Raw genomic sequence first — 14,131 nt, forward strand, 5'->3', positions numbered from 1 at the left:
TGAACCGCCCCGCGATTGCCGGAGGCCCCAACTCCTGAGAGGAAGGGTCTATGAGCAAGACGACGAACAAGTTTTCACCCGAGGTTCGCGAGCGGGCGGTGCGGATGGTTCTCGACAGCGAGAAGGATCATCCCTCGCGCTGGGCCGCGGTGACATCGATTGCCGGCAAGATTGGCTGCTCGGCCTACACGCTGCTCGAGTGGGTGAAGAAGTCCGAGGTCGACAAGGGCATGCGTGCTGGCGTTCCGTCCGAGCTGGCTGACAAGCTCAAGGCGCTGGAACGCGAGAACCGCGAGCTGCGCCAGGCCAACGAGATCCTGCGCAAGGCGTCTGCTTATTTTGCCCAGGCGGAGCTCGACCGCCCACTGAAGCGATGAGCGGGTTCATCGACGAGCATCGCGAGGAGTACGGGGTCGAGCCGATCTGCAGGGTTTTGCCGATCGCCCCATCCACCTACCACGAGCGTGTCGCGCAGCGGCGCGATCCCTCGCGAATGTCGGCCCGTGCCCAGCGCGATCAGGCCCTGAAGCCCGAGGTGCTGCGCGTGTTCTCCGAGAACTTCGGCGTCTATGGTGCAAGGAAGGTGTGGCGGCAGATGAAGCGCGAAGGCTTCGACATCGCCCGATGCACGGTCGAGCGGCTGATGCGCGATCTTGGTCTGCAGGGCGTGATCCGGGGCAAGCCGGTGAAGACGACGGTGAGCGACAAGGCGGCGCCTTGCCCGCTCGATCAGGTCAACCGGCAGTTCCATGCCCCGGCGCCGAACATGCTGTGGGTGTCGGACTTTACGTACGTCGCGACTTGGACCGGGTTCGTCTACGTCGCCTTCGTGATCGACGTGTTCGCCCGCTATATCGTGGGCTGGCGAGTGAGCCGGACCGCGCATGCCGGGTTCGTCCTGGATGCCCTGGAGCAGGCGATCCATCATCGGCGGCCCGTCCATCATGGCGGTCTTATCCACCACTCCGACCGCGGTAGCCAGTACGTCTCGATCAAGTACACCGAGCGTCTCGCCGAAGCCGGGATCGAACCTTCGGTGGGCAGCGTTGGCGACAGCTACGACAACGCTTTGGCCGAAACGATCAACGGACTCTACAAAGCCGAGGTGATCCACCGACGCGGGCCGTGGCGGTCGTTCGAGGCTGTCGAACATGCCACGCTCGAATGGGTGAGTTGGTTCAACAACAGGCGGTTGCTCGAGCCAATCGGCAACATCCCGCCCGCCGAAGCCGAAGCACGATACTACGCCATGCTGGACGAACGCCCGATGGCGGCATAACTCAAACCAAATGGCCTCCGGCAATCGCGGGGCGGTTCACGATCGATCGCTGGCCGGCGATACAATAGCTGCCCGACAGATAGTCGCTCACGGTGCTCGCAAGCGCCCGTTGTTCGTCCCCGAAGGACTGTGCGGAAAGATCGGGGCCGAAACGCTCCGGCAGCGCGTCCAGCATGGTCTGATCAGTAACATCGGCCAGCACCGGCTGACCGACCGCCATCGTCATTGCGGTCATCAGCGATGTCACTGCGAACCGCCACCGCGCCCCGACGCCGTCCGCCATCACCCCGGCTCGCTCAAATCCGCGGCCTGGCTGTCCCGACTTCCTGCCTGCCGCGCCTATTTGAGTACCTGACGGAACCGAAACGATCGGTGACGGCATCAGGTGCAAGAGGATGTGCTTCATATCACCGGCTTCAATATAGTGGATGTTTCAAGGAGATAAGGCCGCGGTGACCATGCTCTGTGTCCCTGATCACACAATATTCGATTTTCTTCGGATGCTGGGGGCGCGGTGCGGCATGAAAGGTCATATGATCGGGATCGCGATCCCCGCTCTGGACCGCGATATGTGAAACAGATGTCAAATCCGGGCAACGAGCCGATCCGTAGTGATGTATGCTTTCCAGCCCTGTATGGCTAAATGTGGACGGTCCCAAATCACCCAATTCTCGCGGTTTTGCTCCTATGCGCTGCCGGCCAGCCATCGGCCGATTCTCCGCTCGCGGAGTCAGTGATTTCCAAAATGGTGAAACGGCGGCTTTGGGGCGGGAAGCGGACTGCCTGCATTCAGGCTTTGGAGAGCGAGCAATGGAACCGGCTATCAGGCCTTGGAAGTTTGCCCGGCAATCATGTGATTTCCTGTAGCTGCCCAGTCCGCTCAGCCAATATACTGATTATATGGGGCGCGGCCGTGTCGGCCGCCGCAGTCGTCCCTCGGAAAGGTCAGGCGAGATGGCTGGGACGAGAGTGTGAACCGCGCGGGGCCGCGCCGTCGCTTCGGCGGCTTCGCCGCATCCCAGAACTGTTCGGCGTCGCCTAGGAATTGCGGGTCGAAATACGTGCGGGAAGTCTTCGGTTCGGAAAGTTTTCCCCTTGACCTTCCCATCGTTGGAAACCCCACAACCCGGTCAATCGAAGAAAACCGGAGATTTTGTGATGGCCGATGTGGTGCAATTGAAGCGCGAAAGCGATAACCCGGCCACCAGATTGGCGCAGTTAAGCGTCGCCGTCGCCGATATGACCTGCGCCTCGTGCGTCGGCCATGTCGAAAAGGCGATCGCCAAGCTGCCGGGCGTGAACGGGGTCAGCGTCAATCTGGCGACCGAACGCGCCGATGTGACATTCGCGGGCGCCGCTGACCCGATTGCCGTCGTGCAGGCGATCGAGCGCGCGGGCTATCAGGTGCCCGAGGTCGAGGTCGAAATTGGCGTTGCGGGCATGACGTGCGCGTCGTGCGTCGGTCATGTTGAAAAAGCGCTGTCCAAGGTTCCAGGTGTCATTACCGCCACCGTCAATCTGGCGACCGAGAAAGCCAGCATCCGCTATCATCTTGGCATTGCGTCGCTTGGCGATCTGGAGGGCGCGATCCGCGGCGCCGGTTACGAACCGCGCCGGATTGAGGATGATGGCGCATCGTCCGACCAGCAAGCCTCGGCGCGCGAAGAGGAGCTCATCGGCTTGCGCCGGTCGCTGCTTCTCGCCGCGGTGCTGGCCTTGCCGGTCTTCATACTCGAGATGGGCTCGCACCTCATCCCCGCGGTCCATGATTTCGTCATGGCCACGATCGGAATGCAGACGAGCTGGCTGATCCAGTTCGTCCTAACCACGCTGGTGCTCTTCGGGCCTGGGCTACGTTTTTTCCAGAAGGGCATTCCCGCGATCCTGCGCGGCACGCCCGATATGAACTCGCTCGTCACGCTGGGGACGAGCGCCGCCTGGGGCTATTCGCTGGTCGCGACCTTCGCCCCCGGCGTGCTGCCGGCGGGCACCGCCAATGTCTATTATGAAGCCGCGGCGGTGATCGTCGCGCTGATCCTGCTTGGCCGCTATCTTGAGGCCAAGGCCAAGGGGCGAACGTCGGAGGCGATCAAGCGGCTCGTCGGACTGCAGGCGAAAACCGCCCGCGTCGTGCGCGATGGCACGGCGCTGGAAGTCGCGCTCGCGGATGTCCGTACGGGCGATATCGTCCAGGTGCGTCCGGGCGAACGCGTGCCGGTCGATGGCGAAGTTGTTGACGGAAACTCCTATGTTGACGAGTCGATGATCACCGGCGAGCCGGTCCCGGTTGCCAAGTCCGCGGGCGCAGCGGTCGTCGGCGGCACGATCAACAAGACCGGCGCCTTCACCTTCCGCGCGACCAAGGTCGGCGCGGACACGGTGTTGGCGCAGATCATTCGCATGGTCGAGCAGGCGCAGGGATCGAAGCTGCCGATCCAGGCGATGGTCGACAAGGTGACCGCCTGGTTCGTCCCCGCAGTAATGGGGATCGCGGGGCTGACCTTCCTGATCTGGCTCATCTTCGGCCCCGATCCGGCGCTGACCTTCGCGCTGGTGAATGCGGTCGCGGTGCTGATCATCGCCTGCCCGTGCGCGATGGGTCTTGCGACCCCGACGTCGATCATGGTGGGAACCGGGCGCGCTGCCGAACTGGGGGTGCTGTTCCGCAAGGGCGAGGCGCTTCAGACGCTGCGCGACGTGAGCGTCGTGGCGCTCGACAAGACCGGCACGTTGACCAAGGGGCGCCCCGAACTGACCGACATCGAGCCGGCGGCCGGGTTCGGGCGCGACGAGGTGCTCGCGCTGGTCGCCAGCGTCGAAAGCCAGTCCGAGCACCCGATCGCCGAGGCGATCGTGGCTGCCGCGGACGCGCGGGGTCTTGACGTCCAGTCGCCCACAGCATTCGAAGCCATTCCCGGGTACGGCGTTTCGGCGCGGGTCGGCGATCGCGACGTTCGGGTCGGCGCCGACCGGTTCATGAACAAGCTGGGGCATGATGTCTCGGCCTTTGCCGCCAAGGCCCGCGAACTCGGCGCGCAAGGCAAATCCCCGCTCTATGCCGCGATCGACGGCAAGCTTGCGGCGGTGATCGCGGTCGCCGATCCGATCAAGGACACGACGCCCGAGGCGATCAGCGCGCTGCACGCGCTCGGACTCAAGGTCGCGATGATCACCGGCGACAATCAGGCGACGGCCGATGCCGTCGCGCGGACGCTGGGGATCGACGAGGTGGTCGGCGAAGTGCTTCCCGACGGAAAGGTCGATGCGCTCAACCGGCTTCGGGCGGGGGGCCGCAAGGTTGCTTTCGTCGGCGACGGCATCAACGACGCCCCCGCGCTCGCCGAGGCCGATGTCGGCCTGGCGATCGGCACCGGCACTGATGTTGCGATCGAGTCCGCCGACGTCGTTCTGATGTCGGGCGACCTTCGCGGCGTGGTCAATGCGATCGCGCTGTCGAAGGCGACGATCCGGAACATCCAGCAGAATCTGTTCTGGGCGTTCGGCTATAATGCGGCGCTGATCCCCGTCGCAGCCGGCGCGCTCTATCCGCTCAACGGCACTTTGCTGTCGCCGGTCTTCGCGGCTGGTGCGATGGCGCTGTCGAGCGTCTTCGTGCTAAGCAACGCGCTCAGGCTGAAGGCGTTCCGGCCGGTGATCGCGTCCGACAAAAACGCAGAAGGAGAGGCAGCATGAACATCGGCCGCGCTTCCAAATTGTCGGGGGTCTCGACGAAAATGATCCGCTATTATGAGCAGACGGGGCTCATCCCCAAGGCCGCGCGCCACGACTCGGGCTATCGCGACTATGACGAGGCCGACGTGCATCGGCTTCGCTTCATCCGGCGCGCGCGCGATCTCGGCTTTACGGTGGAGCAGATCGGCGAGCTGCTCGGCCTCTGGTCGGACCGGAGCCGCGCCAGCGCCGATGTTAAATCATTCGCGCTGGGACATATCGAACGGCTCCGCGGAAAAATGGCCGAAATCGAAGCGATGGTGCGGACGCTCGAAACGCTCGCCGATCATTGCCACGGCGATGACCGCCCCGACTGCCCGATCATCGAAGGGCTGGCCGACGACGACGGCGAGCCCTCGCGGCTCGAACCCCGCGAGCCGCAGCGTTTCGGCGGACCCGGCGGGCCGCCCGCACGGCGGCACTGAGCCCGCCCGGCCCTGTGGGCCCTGGCCGTTGTCTGGCTGAACCCGGGCGAATCCGGCACATCCACGCCAGCGACGTCGGCGCCGACTGACCACACATCATCGGCATTCGCTTCGACCGAATTAGGGTTGACCCTGCCATCGTTGGAAGCCGCATCTCCTGGCGGGCGGCCAGCACGAGGAGGCATTCCGACGGCCCCAAGCCGTCGCTCCTCTCCGCCGCTCGTGACCGACAAGGAACAAGATCATGCCTGCGACCACTCCCGAGATACTCATCTATTCCACAGCGACCTGTCCCGATTGCCGAGCACTTAAGGCGTGGCTGACCAGCCGCGGACTCGCCTGGACCGAAAAGGATATGTCGGACCCGGCGATCATGGCGGAAGCCAAGATGCGCACCGGCGTGCGCGTCGCACCGATCACGCTTGTTGGCGACCAAATCTTCCACGGAACCTTCGCATCGCAGAAGCCGAGGCTCGTCGAGGCGCTTGGCCTCGCCGACGCCGTTTGAGCGGGGGGCGGCCGTGACGCGAACCGTTGATATCCACCAAGCCGGCCGCGCCATCGCGGTCGGCGACGGCCAGACAATCCTCGAGGCGGCGCTCGATGCCGGCATCGCCTATCCGCATGGCTGCCGTTCGGGCCGCTGCGGCACGTGCAAGTCGCGGCTCGTGGCTGGCGAGGTCGACATGCTGCCCCACACGTGCTTCGCACTCACCCCCGAGGAAAAGGCGCAAGGGCTCATTCTGGCGTGCCGCGCACAGCCGCTCACCAACATTGAGGTCGCATGGCTCGGCAAGGAGGATGAAGCCGTTGCCCACCCGGCCCGCCGCGTCAAAACCGATGTCGCCGCACCCGATGATGCCACGCGCGCCAACACCGAGCCACCGTTTCAGTACGCGGCGCGCCAAGCAGGCGGGAAGACGGCATCATGAATGTCGGGCGGGCCGCCATGTTGATCGGCGCTTCGGCGAGGCTGATCCGGGATCTGGAGCAAATAGGCTTCATCGCCAGGGTGGGCGGCACGGCAGGCAGCCGCCGCGCCTTTTCGCAAATGCTGCGCCTTGCCCGCCGCGGCCGCGATCTCGGCTTGACAATCGAACGGGCGCTGATCCTGCTTCAGCTCTGGCGCGCCCGTTCGGACGCCGATGCCGGGACGATCGCGCACCGCCACGCCGATGCGCTGAAGCGCCATATCACCGACATTCAGGCGATGGTGAGCGCGCTTGAGCATCTCGCCTCCTTCGCCAAAAGCGACGCGCGCGGCGACGGGCCGAACCGCAATGACATGGCAAACGACAAGGCCGCGATAGCCCCGGCTGGACGCGCGCGCCTCCGCCTCCGCCGCAACCCGGCGCGGTTCGCCGCGGAGAAAGCGGCATTGGCCCCGTGGTGCGCGTCGACGGAGCGGCGGACGTGACGCAAGAGATGATAGAAATGTCCGGTGGCGCGCGCAGGCCGGTTCTGATCCTCAGCGTCGCCCAGGCACTTTATCTTTCGACGCTCTCGGTGATCTTCACTTTTTCGGGGCTCGTTGGGGCGGCGCTTGCGCCGATCCCGAGCCTCGCGACGCTCCCCCTCGCACTAAGCACCGTCGTCACCGCCGTCACGACCATTCCGGTTTCGATGCTGATGGCGCGGATCGGGCGCCGCGCCGGCTTCCAGCTCGGCGCTTTCGTCGGCGCCGCGGGCGCCAGCCTCGCGGCTTGGGGAATCGCCAGAGGGGACTTCGCGCTGTTCTGCTTCGGCAACGCACTGATCGGCGTCTTCCAGGCGTCCGCCATGTATTACCGCTTCGCCGCCGCCGACCTCGCCGCGCCGGCGTTCCGCCCGAAGGCCGTATCATGGGTCCTGGCGGGCGGAGTGGCCGCCGCGGTCATCGGCCCCGAGGTAGCAGCGCGAACGCGCGCGCTTGTTCCGGCGGCCGAATATATGGGGGCCTTTCTCGCTGCCGCGCTGCTCGCTCTCTTCTCTATCGCCGTGCTTGCAGCTTTGCGCGCGACGCCGCCCGCGATCGCGGCGGAGGCAGACGCGCGCGGACGCCCGCTGCTGGCGATCATGCGCCAGCCGGTGTTCGTCGTCGCGGCGCTCAATGCCGCCGCCGCCTATATCGTGATGAGCTTCGTGATGACCGCCTCGCCGCTCGCGGTGGTCGCCGCTGGCCACGAGGTCGATGCCGCGGCCAGCGTCACGCGCTGGCATCTCGTCGGTATGTTCGCGCCGTCCTTCTTCACCGGCGGGCTCATCGCCCGCTTCGGGGTGCTGCGTATCCTCGTCGCAGGCGCACTCCTCTTGTCGGTAAGCCTTGCTATCGCGCTCAGCGGGTCGGCGCTATTGGCCTTCCAGGCCTCGCTGCTTCTCCTCGGTGTCGGCTGGAACTTCCTGTTTATCGGCGGCACGACCCTTCTCACCGAAGCCTATGAACCGGCGGAGCGCGCCAGAACCCAGGCCGCCAACGAGTTTCTCGTGTTCGGCACCACGGCGCTCGCGACGCTCGCGGCCGGCACGATACAGACCGGTCAAGGCTGGGCGACGGTCAACATCGCCGCATTCCCGGCGCTGCTGGTCGCGGGACTTGCGACAGCCTGGTTCGCGGTGCGGCGCTCGCGACCGGAGATCGCGGCCAGGTGACGGTATCGGGACCGGCACCGCTGAGGCCGGGATCGGAGCCATATCCGAAGATTTCATGCCGGCGCCGGGGATCCGCCAACAATCGCAAATGGTCCGCATTGCGGCGGGTCTGCGGCGAACAGGTCCAAATATTCGAGAGGCTCCGCGTCCCAAGGCCAAAAAGTCCCACATATGCCGCGATGCCGAGGCAGGGAAATATACCATCAGATGAAGCGGGCGAAGCCGATCGCAAGTGGCCGGCAACTTTCGGACCGGCGCCCATATTTGAACCTTGTCGACAGCCCGGCAGCATCGCAGGCTGATCGCGCCCCGACCGGCCGGCGTCGCAGATCATGTGCTTTTATCCGATGGCGTCGAATGCGCGATGCGGTCACGGGTTTCGGGACGGGCAAGACCAAAGCATTTCGGCCGGGAAGCCGGATGAAGCGCGCCCCGGCTCCATGATTGGATACCGAAGCGCACCCATGGCCGGGCGTCGGTGTTCACCGACGTTCGGGCACTTGACCGACCCGCTCAGGGGGGCTGAGGGAGGGGTAACGGGTCGGCGAGATGTGGCAGGCGGCCTAGCGGTTCAGCCACCGCTGCATTTGTTCGATTTCATTCTCCTGGGCGGCGATGATCGCTTCGGCCAGCTGGCGCACCTCGGGGTCGGCTCCATGTTTCAAGACGACCTGCGCCATCTCGATGGCGCCCTGGTGATGCGGAATCATCCCGCGAAGAAAATCGAAATCGGCATCGCCGCTGAACTTGATCGTCATGGCGGCGTGCATCCGGTCATTCGCTTCCTGATAGGCGCGAATGACCGGGTTTCCGGAAGGGGGCGATCGCATGTGGCCGCGATGCTGGTCATGTTCCATGCGCTTCACTTCTCCTGTTTCAGATCGCGGTGGCGGGATAGCCGTCGTCGGTGAGTGCCTCCTCGATTTCCTGCTGGCTGGCGGAGGTAGTGACGGTGATTGTGCGGGCGACGGTATCGGCCTCGACCACGGCGCCGGGATCGACCTTGGCGATAGCGTCGGTGACGTGCGGCACACAGGAACCGCACGTCATATCGGGTACAAGGAATTGCATGGGATTCTCCTTTGTTCTCGGGTTCCTGCCGATGGAGATGGGGTTTGCCATCGTGGGCAGGTCAAGCGTCGTTCGTGAAAAAATAATTTCGCCCTGCGGTCCTTGACCTTGTCACGATGGCAAACCCCACATCGCCTGAAGATCGCATCACCAGGAGATTTTATGCGCCGTTTCTATATCCCCGATATGACCTGCGGCGGCTGCGCCAGGTCGGTCACCAGGGCGCTGCAAAGCGTCGACCCGCAGGCCCGCATCGAAACCGACCCGCCCGCGCGCGAGGTTCGGGTCGAGAGCGTGGCGGACGAAGCCGCATTCCTCGCGGCGCTCAGCGAAGCAGGCTATCCGGCCGGGACACGTCCCGCAGCCGCAGCCATCCGATCGGGAGATTAGATCATGGATGTCAGACATTTTTTCATGGCCGGCGCGGCGGCGCTGGCGGTGACGGGCATGGCGGCACGACCGTCCTTCGCGGCGGAGGCTCCCCTGAGCGGTGCCTTTGCTCTTCCCGGCATCACGGAGAAAGTGACCGCCGAACTCACTGTCCGGGAGACCGGGCCGCTTGCGCGCGAGCTGGTGATCGCTTTTACCGACAAGATGACGGGGCAGCCCGTCACCCAGTTCGACGAGGAACTGGCGCGGGAACTCCACTTGCTGGCGACCGACAGCGCCTTCTCGACCTTCGTGCACGAGCATCCGGAGAAACCCGGGCCGGACGGGCGCTTCCGGATCGAGGTGCGTTTCCCCAAGGCCGGGCTCTATCATGTGTACGCCGATGTCATGCCGAAGGGGCTCGGCCAGCAGGTCGTCCGCTTCGACGTGCCGGTCGATGTTGAAAAGACCCCGGTCGCGCAGCAATCGCCGCCGGTCGCCGCCGCAGAGGGATCCGACGGCCCCTATTCGATCGAGCTCGACGCCGCGGCGCTCCGGGCCGGCGCCGAAAACATGATCGCCTTGACGATTTTGAAGGATGGCAGGCCCGCGACCGATCTCGGGCTCTATCTCGGCGTGCCCGCGCATGCGGTCTTCGTGAGCACCGACGATCTCGGCTATGTTCACGCGCACGCCATGGCGGATGCTCCGAAAGGCGGCCATCATGCACATGGGCAGCACGCGCATGGATCCCATGCCGATCCAGGGGCGGCCATCCCGGCCAAGCTGATGCTTCACGCAGCGCCGCCACGCGCGGGCCGTTATGCACTGTGGATCCAGTTCATGGGTGGCGGCGAGGTGCGGACGGTGCCCTTCGTCGTCACCGTTCCGCCGGCGCCGTGACCGCGCCGGGGCACGCCGTTGCAACCGCGCCCCTTTCTCGAACTTCTAATGCAAGCCACACGAATTCGATATCGCCCGGTCTCTTCGCGGACAGGGTCGGGCATATCGCGCGTACAGTTGATCGCGGCCGGCCATAGTAGATCGGAAGTGCGGACATCCGTGCCAAAGCGCCAGCTGCGTAACAGGCGCCGCCGACCTTGGGATCAAACCCGGCTCCGCCGAACCGAAACCGATGGAACGAACCATGCCAAATCCACGCTCATCCCACGATCGACATGGCTATGATCACCACCACGTGGGCGGACATGACCATGATCACTCGCATCTTCCGGTGGTTACGGAGGATAACGAACGCAAGATTCTCCTTTCCTTCCTGATCATCTTCGCCTTCATGTTCGTCGAAGCTGTCGGCGGATATCTCTCGGGCTCGCTCGCGCTTCTGGCCGATGCCGGACATATGCTGACCGACGCCATCGCGCTCGGCCTCGCTTACGCCGCCTTCCGTCTCGGAAGGCGGGCTGCCGACGGGCAGCGCAGCTTTGGCTACGCCCGGTTCGAGGTGATCGCCGGGTTCGTCAATGCCCTCACTTTGTTCGGCATTGTCGCGTGGGTTCTCTACGAAGCGGTCGAGCGTTTCCAGAATCCGGGACCGGTTCTGGCCGGCTCGATGTTCGTGGTCGCCCTCACGGGCATGCTCGTGAACCTTTTCGTCCTCTGGTTTCTCACCCGCGGCGATTCAGACCATGTCAATGTCAAGGGTGCGGTGCTGCACGTGATGGGCGACCTGCTCGGCTCCGTCGGCGCCATCGTGGCCGCAGGCGCGATCTGGTTCACGGGCTGGACCCCGATCGACCCTATTCTCTCGGTGCTCGTGTCGCTGCTGATCCTGCGCAGCGCGTGGAGCCTGCTCAAGAACACATTGCATATCCTGCTCGAAGGCGCGCCCGCCAACGCCAGCAGTTCCGAAATATCCGAACATCTTCGTGCGGCCGTCCCGGGCCTGCAGAATGCCAGCCATATCCATATCTGGTCGTTGACGTCGGGGCGCGTGCTGGCGACGCTCCAGGTGCAGCCGGCGGACGGAGCCGATATCCGCCATGTGATTGGCCAGGTCGAGCACGAACTGAAGACGAAATTCCAGATCGAGCACCCGACAATCGGGATCGACTGGGACGGAAATGCCGGTTGCAGCCTCGACGCGCCCGGCCAGGCAATGGCGGCTCATACAGGCCACGCGCACTAGCCGGCTGCGCGTCATGGCTCGACCCTCGTCGATGAATGGTGGAGGTCGAACGAAAAGCCCCCGTTCGCTCCGAAAAGGATCTCCTGCCGGAGACCTTCGCTTGCGGGATACCTACAGGATCAGAGCCGCGCGCGGGAGTCGCGTTCCTGTCTTTTCCATCCGTTCGATCCTGTTGAACGGGCTGTCGTCCCAAAACGCAGAAACCCGCAGTCTGGGCGCTTGAAGCCATCCGCCCCCGAATCGCTGGGCGGGGGCATCCATCATTGGCCGAGTATGACGGGAGCACCTGATTGCCGAAAACAGCGCCGATTCCCAGCCGTCCCCGCGAAACCCGCGTCCTCCATATGCCGCGCCAGCGGAGGCATGGCCCCCGCTGACGTGAGGCTTTCAGCCGACCGGTACATCCTTTTGCGGCCCGGAGGTTCCAACGAACAGCAGCGCCGCGAGCGCGGCAACACCGGCGGCGACCCCCGCTCCCAGGAAGGCGGTCTGGAAACCGGCCAGCATGGTTTCGGCGGTCTGGCCGGTGCCTTCGCCGGAACCGGAGGTCGAGAGCGCAACCATGATGGCGAGGCCGATGGCGGAGCCGATCTGGTAGGTCGTGTTGATCAGCCCTGATGCCAGGCCTGTCTCCTCGGGCCTCGCGCCGGCCATGCCCGTCATCGTCGTCGGAATATAGGCCAGGGCCATGCCGAAGGCGGCGAGGAGAGAAGCCGGCAGAACGTCCATCAAGAAAGTTCCGTCCGGCGGCAGGTTCGCGAACATCCAGAGCGCGCCGCCCATGAGCAGCAGCCCGAGCACAAGATTGGGCTTGGCGCCAAACCGTCCGATCAACCTGCCCGAAAGGCCGACCATCACGACCATGATCGTCACGGTCATCGGTAAAAGCGCGAGGCCGCTGGCGAGCGCCGAGAGGCCGAGGATCTGCTGGAGATAGAGGTTCAGGAAGAACCAAAGCGGGATCCAGGCGGCCCCGAGCAAAGCCATCACGAGATTGCCCGCCGCGAGGTTCGGCGCCTTGAAAATGCCGAGGGGAAGAAGCGGCTCGCGCCGCGCGAACTGGGCAATCAGGAAGATTGCGAAAAGAATTCCCGAAACCACCAGTATCGACAATGTCTGCGAAGGGTCGGAGCCGGCTGATTCGATCGAGACGATGGCATAGACGAGACTGACAAGCGCACCTGTGACGCTGATCGCCCCGAACCAGTCGATGCCGCCGCTGCTGCGCGGTGACTTGCCGAGCACGGCCGGAACGAGCGCCAGCACGAGAAGGCCGAGCGGCACGTTGATCAGGAAGGTCCAGTTCCAGCTCATCCATTCGGTAATGACGCCGCCCAGAAACACGCCGGCCGAGCCGCCCGCCGCGGCAGCGGCGCCCCAGAAACCGAACGCCTTGCCGAGTTCGGCACCATCATGCCCGAAAAGGCGCATGAGGATGGTGAGGGCGGATGGCGCGATCAGCGCGGCGCCCACGCCCTGCAAAGCCCGTCCGGCAAGCAGCATCTCCTGGCTTGGCGCCAGCCCTGCCAGCAGCGACGCCAAGGTGAGTATGGCAAATCCGCCCGCAAAGATGCGGCGGGCGCCGAGCAGATCGCCCAGCCGTCCGCCGAGGAGCAGCAAGCCGCCAAAGGCGATGACATAGGCATTGAAGATCCAGCTCAGCCCGCCCGCGCTGAAGCCGAGGTCGGCCTGCATGGCGGGCAAGGCCACGCCGATGATCGATGTATCGAGGATCACGATGAACTGGGCGGCGCAAAGCAGCGCGAGAGCGGCCCATCTCTTCGGATCGGGTATGAAGTCCTGCATTGGAATTCCCCAAGATCAGTTTCCCGCTTATTGCGATTGATGCCGGGGGTCGGGCTTCCAACGCTGGCATGGTCAATAGCCAAAAGCCTAATTTCGTCTCGATCGATCGAGGTATGCGCCTGAGGGGCCGTAGCGAGGTCGAGCGCGGAAATTCGCGGCGGCGGACGCCGTGTGGAAATTCGCCGCGCGCGCCTCCCTGTTCAAACTACCGGCGAAAAAGCCCTTGACCCTCCAACGATGGAAAACCGCAACCCCCGAGTTTGAACGCCCCCATCCATTCGGATCAGCGGGCGCTGATTCGGAGGTTGAGATGCGAAAATCACGGGTTGCCGCGGCACTGGGTATGATATTGGCGACGGGGCTGGTGGTGTTTTGGGTGGGCGGGCCGGGAGGCGATGAACAGGCCGCCGCTCCGGCGCCGCCGATGGTGCTTGCAGCATCGGTGGTCGTGCAGGATCACGTGCCGCGTTCGACCTATACCGGGCGCTTGACGGCGGTCGAGACGGTCGACCTCAAGCCGCGCGTCTCGGGCTATATCGCCCATGTCAGCGTCCCCGAGGGGCAGATAGTCCGCCGCGGTCAGATCCTCTTTCGCCTCGATAGTGCGCCTTTCGCGGCGCGGCACGCCGCAGCACGCGCGGCGACGCGCGAAGCCGAAGCGCGGCTGGGACTCGC

The 14,131-nt window shown here is 64.8% G+C and carries 14 protein-coding genes, 1 pseudogene and 1 other annotated feature; of the genes and pseudogenes, 11 read left to right on the top strand and 4 right to left on the bottom strand.

Translation table 11 applies throughout. From position 1 onward, the window contains the following. Nucleotides 1-50: 50 nt before the first annotated feature. Nucleotides 51-1,279, top strand: a protein-coding gene (locus D2V17_RS11615; RefSeq protein WP_119592530.1) for an IS3 family transposase whose coding sequence is annotated in 2 segments (ribosomal slippage) — nt 51-339 and nt 339-1,279 — 1,230 coding nt in all. Because the reading frame shifts where the segments join, the coding sequence is not laid out codon by codon here. Beyond that, nucleotides 332-448: a sequence feature (AL1L pseudoknot), on the top strand. It overlaps the preceding gene by 117 nt. Nucleotide 1,280: 1 nt before the next feature. Here the strand turns inward: D2V17_RS11615 and D2V17_RS21560 are convergent. Beyond that, nucleotides 1,281-1,685 (bottom strand): hypothetical protein, encoded by a 405-nt coding sequence (locus D2V17_RS21560; RefSeq protein WP_147367372.1) that lies wholly within the window; start codon nt 1,683-1,685, stop codon nt 1,281-1,283. Nucleotides 1,686-2,437: 752 nt separating this feature from the next. Here D2V17_RS21560 and D2V17_RS11625 point away from each other — a divergent pair. From D2V17_RS11625 to D2V17_RS11650, 6 genes are all read left to right on the top strand, one after another. Continuing rightward, complete coding sequence (locus D2V17_RS11625) at nt 2,438-4,972, top strand: heavy metal translocating P-type ATPase (protein WP_015456767.1); 2,535 nt, start codon at nt 2,438-2,440, stop codon at nt 4,970-4,972. Then, the gene (cueR, locus tag D2V17_RS11630; protein ID WP_015456766.1) at nt 4,969-5,436 is read left to right on the top strand and encodes a Cu(I)-responsive transcriptional regulator; all 468 of its coding nucleotides are present in this window, start codon (nt 4,969-4,971) and stop codon (nt 5,434-5,436) included. Before D2V17_RS11625 ends, cueR begins: the two co-directional genes overlap by 4 nt. Nucleotides 5,437-5,680: 244 nt before the next feature. After that, nucleotides 5,681-5,944 carry a glutaredoxin family protein gene (locus tag D2V17_RS11635; protein WP_015456765.1) on the top strand — a complete coding sequence of 88 codons (264 nt, stop codon included), beginning with the start codon at nt 5,681-5,683 and terminating at the stop codon, nt 5,942-5,944. A 13-nt stretch (nt 5,945-5,957) separates the two neighbouring features. Continuing rightward, entirely contained in the window at nt 5,958-6,368 is a 411-nt protein-coding gene (locus tag D2V17_RS11640) for a 2Fe-2S iron-sulfur cluster-binding protein (RefSeq protein ID WP_039578015.1), read from the top strand. 20 nt (nt 6,369-6,388) lie between these two features. Beyond that, on the top strand, nt 6,389-6,853 hold the full coding sequence (locus D2V17_RS11645; RefSeq protein WP_147367374.1) for a MerR family DNA-binding protein: 465 nt from the start codon (nt 6,389-6,391) through the stop codon (nt 6,851-6,853). A 17-nt stretch (nt 6,854-6,870) separates the two neighbouring features. After that, nucleotides 6,871-8,064, top strand: a complete 1,194-nt coding sequence (locus D2V17_RS11650) for an MFS transporter (protein WP_039581767.1) — start codon at nt 6,871-6,873, stop codon at nt 8,062-8,064. Between the two features lie 563 nt (nt 8,065-8,627). Here D2V17_RS11650 and copM read toward each other — a convergent pair. Beyond that, a complete protein-coding gene (gene copM / locus D2V17_RS11655) occupies nt 8,628-8,921 on the bottom strand; it encodes a CopM family metallochaperone (RefSeq protein WP_015456761.1) in 294 nt (97 codons plus the stop codon). 19 nt (nt 8,922-8,940) lie between these two features. Further along, nucleotides 8,941-9,135 (bottom strand): heavy-metal-associated domain-containing protein, encoded by a 195-nt coding sequence (locus D2V17_RS11660; protein WP_015456760.1) that lies wholly within the window; start codon nt 9,133-9,135, stop codon nt 8,941-8,943. A 162-nt stretch (nt 9,136-9,297) separates the two neighbouring features. Here D2V17_RS11660 and D2V17_RS11665 point away from each other — a divergent pair, with 162 nt between their 5' ends. The 3 genes from D2V17_RS11665 (at nt 9,298) to D2V17_RS11675 (ending at nt 11,650) form a co-directional block, all read left to right on the top strand. After that, the gene (locus D2V17_RS11665; RefSeq protein WP_015456759.1) at nt 9,298-9,525 is read left to right on the top strand and encodes a heavy-metal-associated domain-containing protein; all 228 of its coding nucleotides are present in this window, start codon (nt 9,298-9,300) and stop codon (nt 9,523-9,525) included. A gap of 3 nt (nt 9,526-9,528) precedes the next feature. Then, entirely contained in the window at nt 9,529-10,407 is an 879-nt protein-coding gene (locus D2V17_RS11670) for a hypothetical protein (RefSeq protein ID WP_015456758.1), read from the top strand. A gap of 232 nt (nt 10,408-10,639) precedes the next feature. After that, a complete protein-coding gene (locus D2V17_RS11675; RefSeq protein WP_245978685.1) occupies nt 10,640-11,650 on the top strand; it encodes a cation diffusion facilitator family transporter in 1,011 nt (336 codons plus the stop codon). Between the two features lie 387 nt (nt 11,651-12,037). On the opposite strand, the gene D2V17_RS11680 is transcribed toward D2V17_RS11675, so the two are convergent. Further along, on the bottom strand, nt 12,038-13,456 hold the full coding sequence (locus tag D2V17_RS11680; RefSeq protein ID WP_015456756.1) for an MFS transporter: 1,419 nt from the start codon (nt 13,454-13,456) through the stop codon (nt 12,038-12,040). 343 nt (nt 13,457-13,799) lie between these two features. Here D2V17_RS11680 and D2V17_RS11685 point away from each other — a divergent pair. Next, nucleotides 13,800-14,131 (top strand): annotated as a pseudogene (locus tag D2V17_RS11685) (biotin/lipoyl-binding protein); the annotation flags it as partial.

Origin of the sequence: Aurantiacibacter xanthus (genome assembly GCF_003584015.1) — a bacterium.
Classification (GTDB): Bacteria; Pseudomonadota; Alphaproteobacteria; order Sphingomonadales; family Sphingomonadaceae; genus Alteraurantiacibacter; species Alteraurantiacibacter xanthus.